Origin of the sequence: Streptomyces jumonjinensis (genome assembly GCF_009600885.1) — a bacterium.
GTDB lineage: Bacteria > Actinomycetota > Actinomycetes > Streptomycetales > Streptomycetaceae > Streptomyces > Streptomyces jumonjinensis.
Genome location: NZ_VCLA01000002.1, coordinates 17,356 through 36,946 on the forward strand (window position 1 = coordinate 17,356; position 19,591 = coordinate 36,946).

Here is a 19,591-nt window from a genome sequence, read left to right on the forward strand (position 1 = left end):
CTGGTTCTGAGGCTGTTGTTCACAGCGGTTCTGCGGCTGTTGTTCACAGCGCGCCCGCCATATCGCGCACCGTGCCGTCGCGTACGACGACTTCGCGGTCGGAGTACGCGGCGACGCGGGCCTCATGGGTGACCAGGACGACGGCGGCGCTGGTCTGCCGGGCCGCGTCGGTGAGCAGTCGCATCACCCGCTCGCCGTTGAGGGAGTCCAGCGCACCGGTCGGCTCGTCGGCGAAGACCACGCGCGGCGAGGCGACCAGAGCGCGGGCCACGGCGACCCGCTGCCCCTGCCCGCCGGAGACCTCGCCGGGGCGCTTGCGGCCGACGTCGTCGACCTCCAGCCGCTCCAGCCACTCGAACGCGGTCCGCTCGGCGGCCTTGCGCCCGGCCCCGGAGAGCCGCAGCGGCAGGGCCACATTCTCGGCACAGCTCAGCTCGGGCACGAGCTGCCCGAACTGGAAGACGAAGCCGAACTCCGTACGCCGCAGGGTGCTGCGCTCGGCGTCGGTCATGGCGGTGAGATCGCGCCCGCCGTAGCCGATGGTCCCCGAGTCGGGGCGGACGATCCCGGCGAGGCAGTGCAACAGGGTCGACTTGCCGGATCCGGAGGGCCCCATGACGGCGACGACCTCGCCGGCCCGGATGGCGAAGGAGGCCCCGGCGAGGGCGGGGGTGGGCCCGTACGCCTTGCGCAGATCGCAGGCCGAGAGGAGCGCCTGTGCCGGCTCGCTGTGCTGCTGGCTCATGTCACTGTGCTGCCCGCTCACGCGCCGACCTCCTTCGCCAGCCGGTCCAGACGCGCCGCCGTCAGCTCCAGCCAGCGCAGATCGGCTTCCAGATGGAACAGGGCGTGATCGCAGACGAGTTGATCGGCGAGGTCGCCGCCGCGCTTGCGATCGGTGAGCACCCGCATCATCCGCAGATGCTCGGCCCGCTGCGTATCGAGCAGCCCGGCGGCGCTGCGCCCGGTGAGCAGCGCGAGAACGACCTTGGTGTAGAGGGTCGACTGAAGGTACGGCTCGGGTTTCTCGGGCTGCGTCAGCCACTGCCCGACATCGGCGATCCCGGCCTCGGTGATGGCGTACCGCTTCCGCTCGGGCCCGTCGCCGGGTTCGATGCCGTCGACGTCCACCAGCCCGTTTCTGAGCAGCCGGGACATGGTCGAGTAGACCTGCCCGTAGTGCAGCGGCCGGTCGTGCCCGAACTTCTCGTCGAAGGCGCGCTTGAGGTCGTAGCCATGGCGCGGGCCGGACTCAAGGAGCCCGAGGAGAGTGTGACCTATGGACATACGAGGGACTCTACACCGTGTGTATACATGGAGTGTATAGCTGCTTGGGCGGGCTTCCTGGACGGCGGCGACTGGCCGCTCAATAGGCGTGCAGGTCCTCAGTGAGCCCTGGCGGCGTCGTTCCCCGCGCGGCTGCGAATTGCGCGGCCGTGCTGTTATTCGATACGGGTGAGCACGCCCGGGATGTCCAGGTCGGTGATGGGAATACCGTCGGGGGTGCGGCACTCGAAGAGAGTCAGACGGCGCAGGCTTTCGAACCGGGTGAAGGCGTTACGGTGAGGAGGCACGACGCAATGGCGCAGATTCAGATGAGTCAACGACGGCGGCGCGCTCTTGAGCCCCGTGAGCCAGGCGTCCACGTCGTGCTCGTAGAGCAAGATTTTGTCAAGACGGGTCATGCTCGCGAGCTCATCGAATCCTAGCGGCGTGGCCTCGTCCTCCCCGAGCAACTCCATGATCCGGAGGCCGGCGAGCCTGGTCAGCGGGCTGAGGTCGGTCTCAGCCTTGGTTTGGCGCAATTGGAGGACTTCCAGCTCGGGAATCAGGCGCAAGATGTTCAAGTCCAGGTCCCCAGTGAGCGAAAGTGCCAGCGAGCGCAGTTCAGTGAGTTCCGTGAGAATCGATGTCCCTCTCATCGGGCCCTTGCCGAACAGCATGAGTTGCCGCAGACCGGGATGGCCCCGAAGGGCGGACAGGTCGGCCTCCTTGAGCATGCCGACCCACAGCTCTTGCAGGGGCGGGAGCTCGGCGAGAAACCCAAGTCCCCCCACTGGGTTATTTGTTCGGACGTACGTCAGGGAACGCAACCGGCTTGCCGCGCGCTGCTGACCGGAATGGGCGAGCCACACACTGTGTTCCGCCAGCGGCAACCGGGACAGAACATCGTCGGCGTAGACATCCGCGTCGAAGTAGTCCCATGCGCGGATGAGTTCATCGACGACATCCTCTCGCTCGTCTCCCACATAGCCCGCCAGCAGTTCCAGGGACTCCTCGCCCCCGATCAGCGCCACGGTCCGTATCGTCTGTACTGCGGCTTTCTCGGTCAGCTCCCCCAGGGACCGCGGCAGCCAACGCAGCAGTCCGGGCCCCACCGCCGCCAGCGCGGGCGGATCCGTCTCCCGTCTCGCCGGAAGCAGCTTGTTCACGGCCTCGTCCAGACGGTCCGCGAGCCCGTCCGCGATGGAGGGCAGCGTCTCCTGGCAGGCTGCCGCCAGCAGGCGCAGCGTGCGCGCGTGGCGGGGCTCCTCCTCGGCGCGGTCGAGAATGCCGCCGAGGAGCTCTTCCCGCTGGCGGGTGTTGGCGTGGCCCGCCGTCATGATGATCGTCTCCCGCCAGAGATCCAGATGCGCTCGGCTGACCAGGTTGCCGATGCGGTCCTCCTCGGCGGCCTCCTTGGCGGCGAGGTACTCCTGGAAGGTGCGGTGCACGAAGTCCATACGTCCGTCGGCGGGGGACCGGAGAATCCCGGAGCGGTGCCGTAGCTGCTCCAGGACCTCGTCGCCGTCCAGAACCTCCAGATGACGCATCGCCCGCAGCTTCGCCGAGACGAACACGGCCGCCTTCTTCAGGTCGATCTCGCTTCGGTTGTTGTCCGACAGCCGCCATGCGAGATCCCGCAGTATGACGAGTTTGTCGCCGAGGCTGAGCTTGCTGTCCACCGCACTCGGCACGTTTCGGTCCGCGTCCCGGTCGTGGATCAGGGTGTGCAGGGCGTTGCGGTACAGCTCCATGCGATCGCGCGGCAGCTGACGGCCCCTGTTCAGGTGCATCGCGCACAGCATGGCGGCCAGCAACGGCGTACCGGCCAGCGATTGGAGATGCGCGCGGTCCTTGAGGCTGGTGAGGAGGGACTGTTCGTACTGCGGAAGCTCGTCCACGGCGCAGGGCAGCTCGTCGCCCAGTTCCCGTACGGCGTGGTGCCACTGGCGTACGAAGGCCGCGAGGTCCGGTGGCGTCATCCGGTCCAGGTGGAGGGCGGTGAAGTCCTCGCGGCGCAGCCAGTCCACGCCGGCCGCCGTGGGGCGCGAGGTGATGACCACGCGTATGCCGTCGTACTGCCGCAGCAGCTTGCGCAGCCAGTCCCGTACCGCTCGGCGCTCCCGTTCGAGCAGCTCGTCCACGCCGTCGATGAGGAGCAGCGCCTTGCCGCCGTGGAGCTGCCGCTCCACCCAGCCCTTGGGCATGATCCCGGTGATGGGCCCGGCGATCCCGTCGAGCATCGCCTCCGGGCCCGGCGGCGTCCGGCCGCCGTACTCACGCAGCTTGATGAAAATGGGGGTGAGCCCGTTCCAGCAGGCCAGCTCACCCGTGAAAGCCCCGCGCGCCGCCATGACGGCCAGCCAGCGCAGCAGCGTCGTCTTGCCCGAACCGGCCTCGCCCCGCAGCAGTACCCGGGACGCATCGCTCAGCGCGGCCTCGACCCGCATGCCGGAGCTGTCGCCTCCGGCTTCTTCCCAGAGGCTCATATCGGGCCTGAGCTGCGGCCGGGAGCGGGCGGTGCGCCGGCGCCTCCCGTCGTCCCCGGTGGCCCGCAGGCTGACGTACGCGACCGACAGCCGTACGCGCGGTGCGGTCGCCTGCTCGGACGTACGGCGGAACAGCTCCACTTCGTCGAGGTCCCTGCTGACCAGCTCCAGGTACGTACGGCGGAAGGCCGTGTCCTGGTCCGTGCCGTCCGGCGCGAACAGCGACCGATCCGGCAGGCGCTCCAGAATGCGCGCCACCTCGGCACCGAGCGTGGCCGTCCGCGCCAGCAGCTCCGCCGCCGCCCGCTCCTCGAAGACGGGCAGGCTGCGCACGATGCGGACGTAGTACTCGACGCACTCGGCGAAGAGCATCTCGTACAGGCCGGTCTCCGCCTCGTTCAGTCCGACCGGCGCGCTGACGGAACCGGTGATGTGGCGGATGAGCTCGGCCGGGCGGGCGTTCGCGGCGAGGAGCGCCTCATCCGAGAGGTCCGCCTGCGTGAACATGTCGGCCACGGCGTCGATCACGGCCTGCCGCCCGCCCTCCTCCAGGCGCTGGAACGCGTGCTTCAAAAACGGTTCCAACCGGTCGAACACCGCATTGGCGATCTGCTCGAACTGCTGCCTGACCTCCCGCTGCAACCGCACCCCGGGCACCCGCACCCGAACGAGCTCCTCCATCGGCAGCAACCGCTCCTGCTTCCGCTGCCTGCTCCCCAGCCACCACTGCCCCGCCGCACTCGCCACGGTCGTCCCCAGCCGCAACGCCGCCGTCTCCGCGATCACCGAAACCCCTCCTTCGCGCGAACCTGGGCATTGTGGCAGCCGACTTGGCGTACACGGCATGGCGTTACCGAAATATCAGCGCCCAGCAGCCCTCACCGGACGGGCCTGTCCTCACCGCCATGCTGCGGGCTGCCCGCGAGCTGTCATGGGTGCCCGTGGGCGGGTCTCCGCACATCGGATGACGCGGTTCATGTCGGCGGGGCACAGCTGTACGGGAAACGCCGGAGGCCCTGTCGTCCCTCGGGTGACAGGGCCTCCGGCCTGCTGCTCTGCTGTGCCCCGGCAGGATTCGAACCTGCGACACCCGCTTGAGGAGATTTCTCGGGACGAGGCCGTGACCTGCGTAAACGTGGCCTCCAGTGTGCCTGAGCTGCGAAATCACTCCTCTACGGTTCTCGCGTGTTCTCGGCCCTTCCCGGCCTCATGTGTGCCGAATCCATTCCGGCTGGCCACTTGGTTGGGGCGGTCCCTGTTGACGAGAACGACCAGGCGCACGCCGTAAGAACTGCCGCTGTCGCTCGGCGGCCAGGCCGACGGACGCCCCGCTCATCCCCAAGGTTATGAGCGGGCAGGCGGAAACCCGTAGCCTGGGACCAGCAGCAGTACGCAGCCCGATGCGCGCGGAGGGGATGCCGATGACCACAGCTCCGAGCGGTGTGCCTCACCCGCCGTGCCCGTCGACACATCCGCTGCGGACCATCCGTGACATCCGGGAGTCCCTGCCTGAGGACCAGCGTCGGCACTTCGACGCGGAGCTCGCCGACACGGAGCTCGAAGCTCTACCCGAGATGCTGCACCGCTGGGTGACGCTGAGCAACGACGGCTTCGAGGAATTCCTGCTCTCCCAGCCCTTCGAGGGGCTGGAGTTCGGCGCCCGCTCCTACGATGCGCAGACGGACGCCGAGTGATCTACCTCTTCGACGCCAATGTCGTCGCCGAGCTCACGACCCGGGCGAAGCCCGACCCGCGCGTCCTGGCCTGGTTCCGGTCCACGGCCCGACCCAACCGCTTCCTGAGCGTGATCACCGTGGCCGAGATCGAGGCCGGTGTAGCCGCCGCCCCGGACCCCGAAAGGCAAGCCCGCTACGCACAAGCCCTCGCTGCGGTACGGCACGAATTCCGTGACCGCATCGCACCGACCGGCGAACCGGAAGCGGCTGCCTACCTCGCTGTCCACAAGACACTCAAGGCCGCCGGCACCAGCATCGACCCACCGGACGCCCTGATCGCCGCCACCGCCCTGGCCAACGGCTGGACGGTGGCCACACGGAACATCAAGCACATGGCCCGAACCGGGGCTCTGGTGGTCAATCCGTGGGAGCAGCAAGTGTAGGTGGCCGCGGTGTCGTTGCCGTATGTGTGCCGCCACCGCAGAGGCCCTCCCGTCTGCCGGACGGAAGGGCCTCTGACCAGGTGTTTCTCTGTGCCCCCGGCAGGATTCGAACCTGCGACACCCGCTTGAGGAGTTCTCCCGGGGCGGGGCTGTGACCTGCGGAAATGTCGGAGGTGTGCTCCTTGACCTGCGAACACACTCCTCCCTGGTTCTCGCGTGTTCGCGGGGCTTCCCAGCCTCATGTGTGCTGAATGCGTTCCGATGCGGGCAGCAGGTGACGGCTGCCGGTCCACCCTGGTCGCTCGCCGGCATTCATGGCCGAAGGGCTGTCAGCGCAAGCCGTAGGCGTGGCGTAGCACTCGGTAGCACCCGGTGCTACCGTGGTTGATATGAGTGTTCAGCCTGAAATCACCCAGCGGGATCTGCGCAATCGGTCCCGAGAGATCATGGACGCGATACAGGGTGGTCAGTCGTTCACCGTCACTCGCGACGGACACCCGGTCGGCCAACTCGTCCCCCTGCGGCGACGCCGACGGTTCGTCTCCCGCCAGGAGTTCGCCACGATGTCTCGGGCCGCTCCCGATATCCACCTCGACACGTTCCGCGCCGACCAGGACGCCACGGCTGACACTTACCTGGACGACCCCTATGCCCACTGAGCGTTCGACGTACGAGCAGGGACTCCTCGACACCAACATCATGATCCTGCGCCGGTGGGTGGAGCCCGAGGAGCTTCCAGACCAAATGGCGATCACTGCCATCACCCTGGCCGAGCTGTCGGCAGGGCCGCACGAGGTCCGTCGCAACGACGAACAGAGCGGCTATGACGAACACGCCGAACGTGCCCGCAGGCTCGATGTCCTCCAGCGTGCCGAGAACGAGTTCGATCCCATCCCCTTCGATGCCGAAGCGGCTCGCATCTACGGCCGCATCTGCGCCGCCGTGATCAGTGCGGGCCGCAAGCCGCGCCGCCGGGTGGCCGACCTGATGATCGCCGCCATCGCCGTGGCCGAGGACCTTCCCCTCTTCACCACCAATCCCGACGACTTCAAAGGGCTGGACGACCTACTCACCGTCGTACCGGTCACCCGCCCGAAGGCGCCCCACGAAGGCTGACGCCAGAGCCGGGGCCCGGGTGGGGGCGATCTCATAGGCTGCACCGTGCGCGTGTGGCGTGCATGCGAGCGATACTCGCGAGATCAACTCCCCGTCTGCTCACGCAAACGGCCCCGGACGAGGAGTCCGAGGCCGAGCGGAGCGCCTTCCTGGGGGAGAAACCCCAGGTCAGAGCGGTAATGCGTTGTGCCCCCGGCAGGATTCGAACCTGCGACACCCGCTTTAGGAGAGCGGTGCTCTATCCCCTGAGCTACGAAGGCGAAGGCGGGGACCTGTCGATAAACGTGCCGGAAAAGGGGGCGCGCATGCGACCGCTCTCTGGCGTGTTTTGGACAGGCGTGTGATCGACCGGTAAGGGTCTGCTCGCGGCCAGTGTAGCGGGTGGTGTGCTCGACCGGCTTACCGGTGGTGTGCTCGATCCACTGGGGGATGCTGCTCGCCGAGGGGCTTGTGCGGGGTGCCGAGGCGGCTGCGAGGCGGTCGCGCGGTCGTGCGGTGCCCGGCGGCTTGGCGGTGAGGGGCTGCGGGGCGGTGGCGAGCGGTCGCGGGCCGGGGTGTCGCCGGTCGCTCACCAGGCCCATCGCGGCTTCGGCGGCGGGGGCCGTCGAGGCGGTACGGCTGCCTTCGCCGTCGGTGGCGGTGAGGCGGCGGCCGTCGACCGCGAAGGGCCGCACCGCCTGACCGGATGCCGCAGAGCCACACGGTCGGGCGACCGTGTAACGGACATCGAGTAACCTGCCGTCATTTCGTGTCGAGGTTGAGTTCTTTCTGGGGCGGAACTGTGGCTTCCGTCACAGCGAGGTGCGCGGGGGGATGGTGAGGTGAACCATGATCATTCGGTTGCCCGGACATCCCTTATCCGGAAGTTTGGGTTCCGGCAGCATGTTCTCGAACGGGGTTGTCGTGCGGTGCAGGGGGATCATGGGCGGGGGCCGGCGATGCGGGGGGCCACGTCACGACGGATCGCCTCGCCGGTCTGCGAGTCCCCGGCATCGCGCAGCGCCGCACAGGGCTGTTCATCGGCGGTCCGGCGGGCCTCGGGCCGGACTCGGCGGAGGTGACCTGTTGAGGGCCACATGGCGGCGTCGGCTGTCCGGCCGGGACTGGAGCGGGTGCCAGATGCCGCCCACACCGGCATCTGCGCCTGTACCCGCACCGACGTCCGCAGCGGCTTAGCCGGTCCCGGAAGGTGTGCGGCAGCAACGAGTGCTCCCCCAGGACGGCCGCTGCGCCGATCCGTGTGGTCCGGAGCCCGCGAGTTCCTGTCAACAGTGCTAGAGGATTGAGCCTTGCGTTCGCTTTCGTTCAAGCTGTTGGGGCCGCTCACGGTTGAGGCGGACGGCGAACCCGTCCCACTCGGCGGGCCTCGGCAGCGTACTGTCCTGGCGACTTTGCTGCTGTCGGCGGGAACGCCCGTGCCCGTGGACGTGCTGATCGAAACGGTGTGGGGCGGTGCGCCGCCGGTCACCGCCCGCAATCAGATAGCGGTGTGCATCAACTCGCTGCGGCGGATCTTTCGTGACGCGGCTGGTGACGACCGGCTCATCGTGACCGGCCACCGGAGTTACGCTCTCGCTCCCGGGCAGCACGGCATCGATGTCCACGTGCTCGACCAGCTGGTCTTCCGTGCCCGGAATCTGGCGGGAGCCGATGAGTGCGCCGAGGCGGCGGAGTGCTTCCGGCAGGCGCTGGCGCTGTGGAACGGCACGGCACTGGAGGGGGTGTCGGGGGGCGACCTGGATGCCGCGCGGGCCTGGCTCACGGAACTGTGGCTCGATGTGAGCGAAGAACACGCCGGTCTTCTGCTCCGGTTGGGTCAGCACCGGTCGGTGGTGTCCCAGATGACGACCGTGGTGGAGAAGTGGCCGTTGCGGGAGCAGGCGCGGTTCCACCTGATGGTGGCCCTGTGCAGATCCGGGCGCAGGGCGAGGGCGCTGGAGGTCTACCGGTCCGGACGCAGGATCTTCATCGAGGAGATCGGTGCGGAGCCCGGCCCCGCGCTGCAGCAACTGCACCAGAGCATCCTGAGGGACCTGGTCACGGCCGAGCGGCCCGAGAACGGCGCCCTGACGGCCGCACCGGCGGCTGCCCCGGCGGCGACCGCGCTCCCCGCCCAGCTCCCGGCATCCGCAGCCGCCTTCACCGGCCGTGCGGCGGAGGTCGCGGAACTCGACCGGCTGATCGACGCCGCGAAGGGCGATGTGCCCCTGGCCGTCGCGGCGATCTCCGGTACCAGCGGTGTGGGCAAGACGGCGCTGGCCGTGTACTGGAGCAACCGCGTCGCCGGAAACTATCCCGACGGGCAGCTCTTCGTCGACATGCGCGGTCACGACGGGCACCGGCCTCCGGTCACGCCGATGCGGGCGCTGAACCGGTGCCTGCGGGCCCTGGGCGTTCCCAGCGCGGACATCCCCGACGACCTGGACGGGCGCTCCGCGCTGTACCGCAGTGTGCTCGACGGGAAACGGGTGCTGGTCCTGCTGGACAACGTCCGGTCGGTGTCGCAGATCCTCCCGCTCATCCCGGGCGAGGGCCTGTGCTGTGTCGTGATCACCGGCCGGGACTCCTTCGACCGGCTGGCGGGCGACTACGCGACGGTGAAACTCGGCCTCCAGCCGCTGGATCTCGAACACTCCGACCGGATGCTGGCCGCTGTCGCCGGACGCGCGTACACCGAGGCCCACCCGGACCACACGGCGCGGCTGCTGGAGCTGTGCGGCGGGCTGCCGCTGGCCCTGCGCATCATCGGTTCCTCTCTGATCGCCAAACCCTACGGCTCCGTACAGCTGGTGGTCAGGAGGCTGGAGGACAGGCGCCGCCGGCTGGATGTGCTCAGCCCTCATGAGGGCGGGGTGCGCGGCGGGATCTGGAACAGCTACCGGGAACTCCCGGCCGAGGCGGCACGGCTGTTCCGCCTGCTGGGGCTGCTGCCCGTGGAGGACTTCGCCGCCTGGGTGGGCGCGGCCCTTCTGGACGTCTGCCCGGAGCGCGCCGAGGATCTGCTGGACCGGCTGGTGGAGGCGCAGCTGCTGGAGGTGCGGTCCGGCGCGTCCGGGATGCCGCCGCGCTTCGGCCTCCACAGCCTGCTGCGCCTGTTCGCCTGGGAACGCGGCGTGGCCGAGGAGCACCCGGAGGAACAGCAGGCCGCGCTGGAGAGGGCGTTCAGGGCATGGCTCACCCTGGCCGACCGCGCGCACGAGCAGCTGCGCGGGCCGGGCCATGTCGCCGTGCTCCGCGACTGGGCGGGTCAGGAGCGGCCCCACTGGTTCACGGCCGAGGAGCCCTGGTCCGATCCGATGGCGTGGTTCGAGTCCGAGCGGCAGGCCACGGCCGAGCTGATCGGTCACTGGCGGGACGCGAACCATCCGGGGCACCCCTGGGAACTGGTCGTGCGCATGGTGCCGTTGTTCGAAGCGCACAGCTACCTGGACGCATGGCGTGCCGTCGCCGATACCGCATTGCAGGTCGCCCGTGCGACCGGGGACACCGAGGGCGTCGCGGCGATGCTGAGCTCCCTCGGCACGCTGGAGATCTATCAGCGCGACTACCCCCGGGCCAGGTCCCGGCTCCTGGACGCGAAGTCGATGCTCGAGGCCGGGGGAAACGCCCGTACGAGGGCCACCGTGCTGCGCAACCTCGCGCTGTGCGCCCGCTTCTACGGTGAACTCGACGAGGCCGGCGTTCTGTGCCGTGAGGCCATCGAATTCTTCGTACGGGCCGACGACCCCGCCGGGCGCTCCCATGCGACCGGGCTGCTCGCCCAGATCGAACTGGAGCGGGGCGAGAACAGGTTGGGCATCGCGCTGATCAGGGAGGCCATCGCCACCGGCCAGGGCAGCAGCTCGCTGCGCGTCGAGGCCCAGAACCTCTACCGGCTGGCGGAGACGCTGCTGCGCGAGGGGGAGGCCCACGAGGCCGAGCAGACCGGCCACGAGGTCGTCGCCATCTCCCGGTCCGAGGCGGACCGCCTGGGGGAGGCCCATGGGTGGCGCGTGTGCGGGGAGGCGCAGTGGCGGCAGCAGCGGACCGAGCGGGCCCTGACGTCGTTGAGTCAGGCCTTCCAGGCAGCCGCCGAGGTGGGCGACACTTTTCTGCAGGCCCGTATCCACCTCGACCTGGCCTGCGCCACGGCACTGCGGCAGACTCCCGTGGAGGCACGTGCGTATGTCGAGTCCGCCCTTTCCCGGCTCCGTGGCCTGTCCAGTCCTCACTGGGAGCAGCGCGCCGAGCGGCTGTACCGGTTCCTGGTCTGGATCAAGCCGGGTACCCCTGTTTCGCCGGGCGACCTCGTGCGGCTGATCGACGGCTCGGTCGCGTCCGAAGGGTCGGTCGTGCCCGACAACTCGGCCGCGCCCGACGGCCGTACTCCGTAGCGACGAGGCGGCCACGTGCAGCGACGAGGCGGCCACGCGGCGCCTCGGTCAGCGGACGGCTGGATGATGTCAGGTCCAGGGCAGGTCGTTGAGGACAGGGGGCGGGCCGGTCGGGGTGTCCTTCCCCGAGTGGGCGGTGTACGCGGCGTCCTGCCCCGACTGCCCGGCGAACGGGGCCGCCGCCGGGTGGAGAGAGACGCCGGACCCGTCCGGGTGCGTGGTCGTGGCCCCCAGGCCCACCGTCAGAGCCGCGCCAGCGGCAATGAACCAGGCGGTCACTCTTACAGACATGCGCACAGAGCCCTCCTTGTTTTTCTCGCACAACTGCTGCCAAACCTAAGCAGAGCACGGGATTTTCGAGGTTTTGCTTTTATTTTTTATGCGCCACATGACGGAAAAAGGCGAGAAATAGCCGGTCGTTACGCTGCCCGCAGAAGCTGTCTGGGACGTCTGCCGACGAGACCGCTCGGCCGGTGGACACCACTGTGACATGGGGGAATCATGGAAGACGACCTGGTCATGCTGGAGCAGCGACTTGAGAAGTGTCCGATAAGGGCCGTTCCTATCGACGTGCTGAAGCTCGTCGATTCTCCGAGAGTTGTCGGTGAGGATGACGGTCACATCCGGGCGCTCGCCGAATCGGAGGAGGACTTCCCCCCGATAGTCGTGGACGCCGGCACGATGAGGGTGATAGACGGGGCCCACCGAGTGCGGGCCGCCGCCCTGCGCGGACGGTCGGAGATCCGCGCCCGCCTCTACACGGCGGTCGGGGACGAAGCGTTCGTCCTGGCCGTTCTGCTGAACTCCCGCCACGGACTCCCGCTCACGACAGCCGACCGCCGGGCCGCGGCGGCGCGGATCATGGTCGGCTGCCCGCAGTGGTCCGACCGGAGGATCGCCCGCCTCGCCGGCCTGTCCCCCACCACGGTCGCGGGCCTGCGCAACCGTTCGACCGTCCGGAATGAACAGTCGAACACCCGGGTGGGAGCGGATGGCCGCACCCGGCCGGTCAGCGGTGCCGCAGGTCGGCTCCAGGCGAGAGAACTCCTGCTCGGCAAGCCCGAGATGTCTCTACGGGAGCTCGCGAGGGCGGCCGGCATCTCCGCGTCGACAGCGGCCGATGTACGAGCTCGCCTCAAGGCCGGCGACGATCCGCTGCCGCCGCGTCTGCGCGGGACCGCGCCCGCTCCCCGGCGGATCCGCGGCGACGCCGGCGCCCCCGTGACCGCGCTGCCACACCCCGCGCCATCGCACCCCGCGCCGCCACACCTCGCGTCGCCGCACCCCGCGCCGTCCGAGAGGGCGCTGCTTCTGCAGCGACTGCGCAACGACCCGTCGCTCCGGTTCAACGAGAGCGGACGGAGCCTGCTGCGCTGGCTCAGCCAGCACCCCGCCCACTCCGCCGAGCTGGCGGGGATCGCCGAGAACGTGCCCGCGCACTGCGCCTCGACGGCGGCGGCGCTGATCCGGGCGAACCTTGAGGTGTGGGCCGCGTACGCGGAGGAACTCCAGCGGCGGGCGGATTCGGTGACCGGCTCGTCCGATGCGCTGTGCATGCGTTGAGTTCGACGCACATTGACCGCCCGTCGGAACTGCCATACGTTCATAACGAATTCGAGAGCAGCGCCGGTGACGGCGCAAGAGATAACTGTCGGGGGGCGAAGTGAGTCATCAACAAGAAGTGAACGTCGAGTTCATTCCGGTGCTCGCTGAAAGGGATGAGAAGCTTCTTGACGAAGCGCTCTCCCAGCTGTTCTCCTACGTTTCGACGGATGGGCCGGTCTGGCGGACTGCCGCACAGCGCCAGCGCATCGTGAGGGACGAGCGGAAGTCTCATCTGGTGGTCCGAAGTTCCGGCCGTACGGTGGGCGCAATCAGTTGGTGGGCAGGTCAGACGCCCGGATTCTTCCAGCTGAGCGTTTCCTCCAGTGACGACCGTGCATGGACGATTCAACTGGTGGATGCTTCCCTGCGGGAGGCGGTTTCCCTGCTGACCCGCTCGTCCGAGGTGAAACGTGTTGAACTGCTCGTTCCCACCTACAGCGACGTGCTCATCGAATATCTGACGGAGCGCGATTGCTTCGAGGTCGAAGGGGTTCTCCGGAATCGCTTCTTCATCGATGGTGAATACTGGCCGGCAGTGATCTGCTGTGCGAATATCGAGGCATTCATCGATCGGGACCGACGGCAGCCGGGTGACCGTCAGGAACTGCTCGCCGCACTGCGGAAAAAGACGCTGGAGGATCTGACAGCCGCGCACGACGGCACGTCGTGGAGCGCGTGAACACAGACGTGGAGCGCGTGAACACAGATCCTCGCGTCACCCCATGAGCCACCGCCGGTAACGGCGGTGTTCCCAACCGCTTCTACCTTTCCGAGAGGAGGAAAACACCATGGACCTCACCAACGTGATCGACCTTCAGGGCACCGAGATCATCGCCGACGGCGTTGAGCTGCCCGTCAGCACCAACAGCGACGGTTGCTGATTTGGTAGTGCGTGCCGGCTGCCCGAAGTGATTTCACTCGGGCAGCCGGCCCGCCGGCCTCCCCGACCCATTCCATTCGGTCAACCAACGTCGAGAGGGACCACTGTGCCCACATGGGAACTCGCCCCGATCAGCCTGCAGAGTGTGGGACTGGCCCTGCCCGGCAGGGTGGTTTCGAATGCGGAGCTGTGCGAGACGCTGGACACCACTCCGGAGTGGATCGAGGAGAAGACGGGAATCCGCGAGCGCCGCTTCCTCGCCGATGACGAGACCGTCACCGATCTGGCGGTCGAGGCCGCGGAGAAGGCCATGCGCCTCGCGGGACTCGAAGCGCGCGACATCGACGTGCTCATCGTCACCACCAGCTCGCCCGAATGGATCGTGCCGTCCATGGGAGTCGTCGTCGCGGAGCGGCTCGGCATCGGGACGCCCCGCATCCTGGATCTGGCCCAGCACGCCTGCGCCTCGATCGTCTACGCCCTTCACACCGCTTCCTGCCTGCTCCAGGAGCCCGGTCTGCGGAACGCTCTCGTGGTGTGCGCCGAGGGCGCCTCCCGGCTCCCCGACCCGCTCGACCGCACCGTGCGCATCTTCTTCGGCGACGCGGCGGGAGCCACGGTCCTGACCAGGACGGAAGGCCCGGGCGGTCTTCTCTCCTACGACCTGGGCAACGCCTATTCGCCGGCCGTCGCGCTGGCGGGCCCGAGCCTGCTGAACCACGCGCGCAACACGCCGGGCCACGAGGCGGTCGACCCCTATCTCCAGATGGACGGCCGCGTGGTGTGGCAGGAGGCCACCACCCGCCTGCCCAAGTCCGTCAGCGAGACGCTGGCCGCGGCCGGTGTGGACGCGGCCGAGGTCAACGGGTTCGCCCTCCACCAGGCCAACGTCCGGCTCCTGCGCTATATCGCCCGCACCATGGGCGTCGCCCCCGAGAAGGTGCCCATCACCGCCGACGTCCTCGGCAACACCGGTGCGGCATCGGCGATGACCGCGCTCTGGCGCCTCGCGGCCGACGGACGGGCCAAGGCCGGCGACCTGATCGTCCTCAGCGCCATCGGGGCCGGGTTCCTGTGGGGCTCGATGTGTTTTCAACTGCCGAACGACATCAAGACGGAGGAGTGACCCGTGGACGAGCTGCGCAAAGTGTTCATGGATCTTTTCGGGGACCGGCTCGACGGCGAGGTTCCCGACGACGACGCCCTCGTCTTCGGCTCGGGCAACAAGTACGGCCTGGAATCCATGGACACCATGCGATTCGCCTCGGCTCTCCTACAGCCCTTCGGTGACAAGGTCTACGACCTCAAGGTCGAGAACTTCACCACGCTGCGGAGCATCCATGACCAGCTCCAGAACGGATAGATGGCGACCATCCGGTGAAAGGTCTGCTCTGCCGCATCCTGCCCGTCTCGGAAGAATCGCTCGGCACCGTGGCGAAATGGCTCAGCGCAACGGAATGCGAGACTCTGCTGCGCGGGACGTCGAGCCGACTGGTCCGTGAATCCCAGTACGCCTCCATGGAGAACGAGCACAATCGTGCGGCCCTGATCGCGGACTCCCACGGCAATGTCGTAGGGCTGGCGCACTTCTGGCGCCTGGGCGAAGGGGTCTATGAGATCGGGGGCGCCGTCGGTGACGCGAAACTGTGGCGCACCGGCATCGGCCTGGAGGCGGCGATGCTCCTCTTCGACTATCTCTTCGAGGTGCTGAACTGCCAGCGGGTCCAGGTCACGACGGGAGTCCACAACGAGGCCACGGTCAAACTGGGGCTGGCCGACGACATGTCGTTCGAAGCGGTGTGCAGGGATTATCTGCAGACGCCGGAGGGCACCGTCCCGGTGCTGATGTCGTCGCTCACCCGGGCGGAGTTCTACCAGCCCTATCCCCATTACCAACCCCGTGTGGGGCGGCGCATCGACAGGGAACGTCTGTCGGCGCTCAACCGGAATCTGGCACAACGTATCGACATGCGCGCGATCGCGGGCAGGCTGGGCGGAGAGCAGTGATGAGTGAGAATCACACGCCGAGCTACCGGAACGTCCTGGTCATCGGCGGCACCGGCGGCCTGGGCCAAGCGGTGGCACGGGAGTTCGCAGGACATGCGGAAACGGTTCACCTGACGTACCACGGCCGACGGGCCGCGGCGGAGGAGACCGCCGCGGCGATCACCGAGGACGGCGGGGCGGCTGAGATCCACCAGCTCACCCTGCCCGACCCGGACCCCAGGGGCCCGTCCATCCGCAAGCTGCTCGCGCGGGTCACCCCGTGCGACGTCGTCGTGAACTGCGCTGTGGCCGGCCAGGCGGCCGTGGCGACCGTGGCCAATGCCGAGATATTCAAGTCGATCATCGACGCCAATGTCTTCGGGGCCTACCAGGTCAACTCGGTCAGCGCGCAGGCCATGGCGGGCACCGGCGGCGGCAGCGTGGTGAACGTCTCGTCGGTCATCACCAGGCGCTACATCGTGGGCGCGGTCGGATACGTCGCAGGCAAGGCGGCGGTCGAGGCGATGACGCGCGGCTTCGCCCGTGAGTGGGGTGCGGCCGGGGTGCGCTTCAACACGGTCTCACCCGGCGCGATCCAGGACACCCGGCTGCTGGAGATGGTCCCCGCGCAGGTGAGGGACGGCCTGCCGGCCTCCGGATCCGAGGGGATCACGGTGCCGGCGCGGAAGGTGGCCTCGGTGATCCGGCATGTCGTCGGCCCCGACTTCGCGGCCATGAACGGTGAAGTGATCGTCGTCGATGGAGGACTCTCGCTGTGAGCAGCACCGGCGCATACATTTTCCCCTCCCAGGTGCACGTGGACGACGAGCTCCGTCGGCGCGGTCTGTCGAAGCCGATGGACGTCATGCTGGACCTCGCGAGTGACACCCTCAGGATGGACTTCAGAGCCATCCTGAGGAACGGCACCGAGGAAGAGGTCAACGACCCCCGCTTCCGGCGCCCGCTGATCAACCTCATGGGAGTCGCCGGCTGGCAGCGGGACCTGCGCACCCGGGACATCCAGCCGGTCTGTGTGGCCGGGATGAGCCTGGGATACCTCTCGGCCGCCGCGGCCGTCGGCTGGGTGTCGCTGGAGGACATGGTGCGCATGTCCAGCCTGATGGCCTCCATCGAGACCGAGGTCTTCGGCGAGACGGACTACGTCAGCGTCTTCTTCTACAACTGCGACCCCCTCAGGGTCTTCGACGAGCTGCGCGCCCAGGGCCTGGACTCGCTTCTCCACCTCGCCGCCACGGTGTCGAGCAACCAGTTCCTCGGAGCCTGCCGCCTGTCGGATCTCGACGCGATGAAGCCCGCGCTGATGAAGGCGGGCGCCCTGTACCGGGCGATACCCCACAGCTTCCCCGGGCACTGCGCTCTGATGGAGACCGTGCGCAAGCGCTTCGCCGACGAGTGGACGTTCCAGGACCCCTACGGCAACACCGCTCTCCCCCTGGTCAGCATCAACGACTGCCGCCCGTACACCAGCGGTGAGACCATCCGGCAGCACATGATCGACCAGTTCACCACGGTCCTCGACTGGCGCGGGATCATCGACTATCTGGCCGGCCTCCAGCTGGACGTCTATGTCGTACTGGAGCCTTCGGCGTTCGTGGTCAAGTCGATGATTCTCGACCCGGAGTGCGGACTGACTCCTGTCACGGGCGGCGTCACCGGTGACCTCTGACCGAGCCCTCGTCGTGCCGGGGCTGCTTCCGCTGACCGAGGCCGAACTGACCGCGGTCCTGGCCATGCCGGACGAACACCTCCGGCACGCCGCGCGGATCTGCCGGTTCGACCCGGCCGGGGTCGACCCGGCCGAGGGCAGCACCGGGCTGGTCTCCACGGTGCACGAGGCGCTGCTGGCCGTCTCCCTCATCAGGCGTCTGGCGCAGGAACCCGCCGACTGGCGGGCGTACGGCGGGCTCAGCGCAGGCTGTCTGACCGCACTGCTCTTCGCCGGTGTGATCACCGAGGAGACGTGCTTCGAGCTGATCCGGGAGACCAACACCCGGCAGATCGAGGCGGACGCGGTCCGCCGCAGCGGAACGTTTCTCGCTGTGCTGCCCTCGTCGGAGGGGGACGCCTACCGGCTCGTCGACGTGCTGCGCGCATTCGACCCGCAGCCGTGGCTCTCCGTCGACCTCGGGGCCGGTGTGATCGCCATCAGCATCACCGGCACCGAGACCGAGGCGGTGCGACGGATCCTGACCAGGCTCGGCGTCGCTGTCCTCGATGTGCTCGAACGGGCCGAGCACTGCCCCTACGCCGCCCCCGGCCGGGCCGCATTCCAGTCCATGCTGGCCGGCGTCGAGTTCCTGCCCGCGACCGCGGCCGTCATCTCCCCGTGCACGGGCAAGCGGGTGGACGACACACCGGCGGCGTACCGGGAGATGCTGACGGAGCAGTGGTTCGACACGGCGAGCCTGCCCCTGCTGATCGACGGTCTCTGTGCCGTGGATCAGGTCACCGCCGTGGATCTGGTCGGGCCGGCCAAGTCGTTCCTGGCGACCCGCGTGCGCGACCTGCTCAGCGGACGGGCCGAGCACCGGCTCCTGGCCGCCCCCAACCCTGTCGTGGACCGAAACAGAAGGAATGATCATGCGGGAAATTGCTGATCTCCCCGCGGTGAACGCGTGGAACGAGTGGGATCCCCTGCGCGAGATGGTCGTCGGCTCCGCGGCGGGCGCGGCCTTCGAACCGGCCGAGCCCGGCAATAGACCCCAGATCCGCGGCCGGGCCGGTGAGCCGTTCCCGGCCGGTCCCAAGCCGGCCGAGGCCGTGGCCCGTGCCGAGGAGGAACTCGACGGCCTGGCCGCTCTCCTGGAGACCCAGGGGGTGACGGTCCGCCGCCCCGAGGCGCTCGACTTCTCCCGCCCGCTGCGGACTCCGCACTTCGAGGTCGAGAACCAGTACTGCGCGGTGTGCCCGCGTGATGTGATGATCACACTCGGCAACGAGATCATCGAGGCGACCATGTCGCGCCGGGCCCGCTACTTCGAGTACGAGCCGTACCGGAAGCTGGTGTACGAGTACTGGGAGGCGGACTCCCGGGTGTCGTGGACCGTCGCCCCCAAGCCGACCATGGCCGATGGGATGTACCGGCGGGACTTCTGGGAATGGCCGCTCCAGGAGCGCCACGCCCGGATGCACGCGTCGGAGTTCTGCATCACCCAGAAGGAGATCGTCTTCGACGCCGCGGACATGAGCCGGATGGGGCGCGACATCCTGGTGCAGGAGTCCATGACCACCAACCGTGCCGGAATCCGCTGGCTGAAGCGGACCCTGGAGCCCAAGGGGTTCCGGGTCCACCCGGTCCACTTCCCGCTGGACTACTTCCCCTCCCACATCGACTGCACCTTCGTCCCGCTGCGGCCCGGCCTGATCCTCACCAACCCGGACCGGCCTCTCCGCGACGACGAGCTGCCGATGTTCGTCAACGACGGCTGGAAGCTGATCGAGGCCCCTGAGCCGGTGCTCTCCAACGACGAGATGCCCGACTACTGCCAGTCGTCCAAGTGGCTCTCCATGAACGTGCTGAGCCTGTCCCCCGACAAGGTCATCTGCGAGGAGCAGGAGAAGCCCCTCCAGGACCTCCTCTCCAGCCTCGGCTTCGAGGTCCTGACGGTCCCCTTCCGCAATGTCTTCGAGTACGGCGGCTCCCTGCACTGCGCCACCTGGGACATCCGCCGGGACGGAGTCAGGGAGGACTACTTCCCGTCGGTCTCGTACCAGCCGGTGGGCTGAGGACGGACAGCCA

Annotated in this window: 18 protein-coding genes and 1 tRNA gene; 14 read left to right on the plus strand and 5 right to left on the minus strand. The window is 68.4% G+C overall.

Features of this window, described 5'->3' with window-relative positions:
* Positions 1–43: 43 nt before the first annotated feature.
* From FF041_RS00090 to FF041_RS00100, 3 genes are all read right to left on the minus strand, one after another.
* Positions 44–745: an ABC transporter ATP-binding protein gene (locus tag FF041_RS00090; protein ID WP_153520474.1), complete on the minus strand. Its 702-nt coding sequence runs from the start codon at positions 743–745 to the stop codon at positions 44–46.
* Positions 746–762: 17 nt separating this feature from the next.
* A complete protein-coding gene (locus FF041_RS00095; RefSeq protein WP_153520441.1) occupies positions 763–1,287 on the minus strand; it encodes a PadR family transcriptional regulator in 525 nt (174 codons plus the stop codon).
* A 155-nt stretch (positions 1,288–1,442) separates the two neighbouring features.
* A complete protein-coding gene (locus tag FF041_RS00100; protein WP_323390831.1) occupies positions 1,443–4,538 on the minus strand; it encodes an NACHT domain-containing protein in 3,096 nt (1,031 codons plus the stop codon).
* A gap of 635 nt (positions 4,539–5,173) precedes the next feature.
* Here FF041_RS00100 and FF041_RS00105 point away from each other — a divergent pair.
* The 4 genes from FF041_RS00105 to FF041_RS00120 all read left to right on the plus strand — a co-directional run bounded on the left by FF041_RS00105 (position 5,174) and on the right by FF041_RS00120 (position 6,987).
* A complete protein-coding gene (locus tag FF041_RS00105; protein WP_153520443.1) occupies positions 5,174–5,446 on the plus strand; it encodes a hypothetical protein in 273 nt (90 codons plus the stop codon).
* Positions 5,443–5,871, plus strand: a complete 429-nt coding sequence (locus FF041_RS00110) for a type II toxin-antitoxin system VapC family toxin (protein WP_323390832.1) — start codon at positions 5,443–5,445, stop codon at positions 5,869–5,871. Before FF041_RS00105 ends, FF041_RS00110 begins: the two co-directional genes overlap by 4 nt.
* 389 nt (positions 5,872–6,260) lie before the next feature.
* Positions 6,261–6,530, plus strand: a complete 270-nt coding sequence (locus FF041_RS00115) for a type II toxin-antitoxin system Phd/YefM family antitoxin (protein ID WP_153480811.1) — start codon at positions 6,261–6,263, stop codon at positions 6,528–6,530.
* The gene (locus FF041_RS00120; RefSeq protein ID WP_153520445.1) at positions 6,520–6,987 is read left to right on the plus strand and encodes a type II toxin-antitoxin system VapC family toxin; all 468 of its coding nucleotides are present in this window, start codon (positions 6,520–6,522) and stop codon (positions 6,985–6,987) included. Before FF041_RS00115 ends, FF041_RS00120 begins: the two co-directional genes overlap by 11 nt.
* A 187-nt stretch (positions 6,988–7,174) precedes the next feature.
* Here FF041_RS00120 and FF041_RS00125 read toward each other — a convergent pair.
* Positions 7,175–7,247, minus strand: a tRNA-Arg gene (locus FF041_RS00125).
* 1,053 nt (positions 7,248–8,300) lie between these two features.
* Between FF041_RS00125 and FF041_RS00130 the strand changes: the two genes are divergently transcribed.
* Positions 8,301–11,360, plus strand: a complete 3,060-nt coding sequence (locus FF041_RS00130; RefSeq protein ID WP_228387930.1) for an AfsR/SARP family transcriptional regulator — start codon at positions 8,301–8,303, stop codon at positions 11,358–11,360.
* Between the two features lie 69 nt (positions 11,361–11,429).
* Here the strand turns inward: FF041_RS00130 and FF041_RS00135 are convergent, their stop codons facing one another.
* Positions 11,430–11,651 carry a hypothetical protein gene (locus FF041_RS00135; protein WP_153520447.1) on the minus strand — a complete coding sequence of 74 codons (222 nt, stop codon included), beginning with the start codon at positions 11,649–11,651 and terminating at the stop codon, positions 11,430–11,432.
* 210 nt (positions 11,652–11,861) lie between these two features.
* Here FF041_RS00135 and FF041_RS00140 point away from each other — a divergent pair, with 210 nt between their 5' ends.
* The 9 genes from FF041_RS00140 to FF041_RS00180 all read left to right on the plus strand — a co-directional run bounded on the left by FF041_RS00140 (position 11,862) and on the right by FF041_RS00180 (position 19,578).
* On the plus strand, positions 11,862–12,923 hold the full coding sequence (locus FF041_RS00140) for a ParB/RepB/Spo0J family partition protein (protein WP_228387928.1): 1,062 nt from the start codon (positions 11,862–11,864) through the stop codon (positions 12,921–12,923).
* Between the two features lie 118 nt (positions 12,924–13,041).
* Positions 13,042–13,644: a hypothetical protein gene (locus tag FF041_RS00145; protein ID WP_153520448.1), complete on the plus strand. Its 603-nt coding sequence runs from the start codon at positions 13,042–13,044 to the stop codon at positions 13,642–13,644.
* Positions 13,645–13,951: 307 nt separating this feature from the next.
* Complete coding sequence (locus FF041_RS00150; RefSeq protein WP_194291876.1) at positions 13,952–14,971, plus strand: 3-oxoacyl-ACP synthase III family protein; 1,020 nt, start codon at positions 13,952–13,954, stop codon at positions 14,969–14,971.
* A 3-nt stretch (positions 14,972–14,974) separates the two neighbouring features.
* Entirely contained in the window at positions 14,975–15,208 is a 234-nt protein-coding gene (locus tag FF041_RS00155; RefSeq protein WP_153520450.1) for a hypothetical protein, read from the plus strand.
* Between the two features lie 14 nt (positions 15,209–15,222).
* Positions 15,223–15,852, plus strand: a complete 630-nt coding sequence (locus FF041_RS00160; RefSeq protein ID WP_153520451.1) for a GNAT family N-acetyltransferase — start codon at positions 15,223–15,225, stop codon at positions 15,850–15,852.
* Positions 15,852–16,610 carry an SDR family NAD(P)-dependent oxidoreductase gene (locus FF041_RS00165; protein WP_153520452.1) on the plus strand — a complete coding sequence of 253 codons (759 nt, stop codon included), beginning with the start codon at positions 15,852–15,854 and terminating at the stop codon, positions 16,608–16,610. The genes FF041_RS00160 and FF041_RS00165 overlap by 1 nt, the downstream gene beginning before the upstream one ends.
* Complete coding sequence (locus tag FF041_RS00170; RefSeq protein WP_153520453.1) at positions 16,607–17,518, plus strand: ACP S-malonyltransferase; 912 nt, start codon at positions 16,607–16,609, stop codon at positions 17,516–17,518. Before FF041_RS00165 ends, FF041_RS00170 begins: the two co-directional genes overlap by 4 nt.
* Positions 17,508–18,449 carry a hypothetical protein gene (locus FF041_RS00175; RefSeq protein ID WP_153520454.1) on the plus strand — a complete coding sequence of 314 codons (942 nt, stop codon included), beginning with the start codon at positions 17,508–17,510 and terminating at the stop codon, positions 18,447–18,449. Before FF041_RS00170 ends, FF041_RS00175 begins: the two co-directional genes overlap by 11 nt.
* Complete coding sequence (locus FF041_RS00180) at positions 18,433–19,578, plus strand: glycine amidinotransferase (RefSeq protein ID WP_153520455.1); 1,146 nt, start codon at positions 18,433–18,435, stop codon at positions 19,576–19,578. Before FF041_RS00175 ends, FF041_RS00180 begins: the two co-directional genes overlap by 17 nt.
* Positions 19,579–19,591 lie beyond the last annotated feature (13 nt).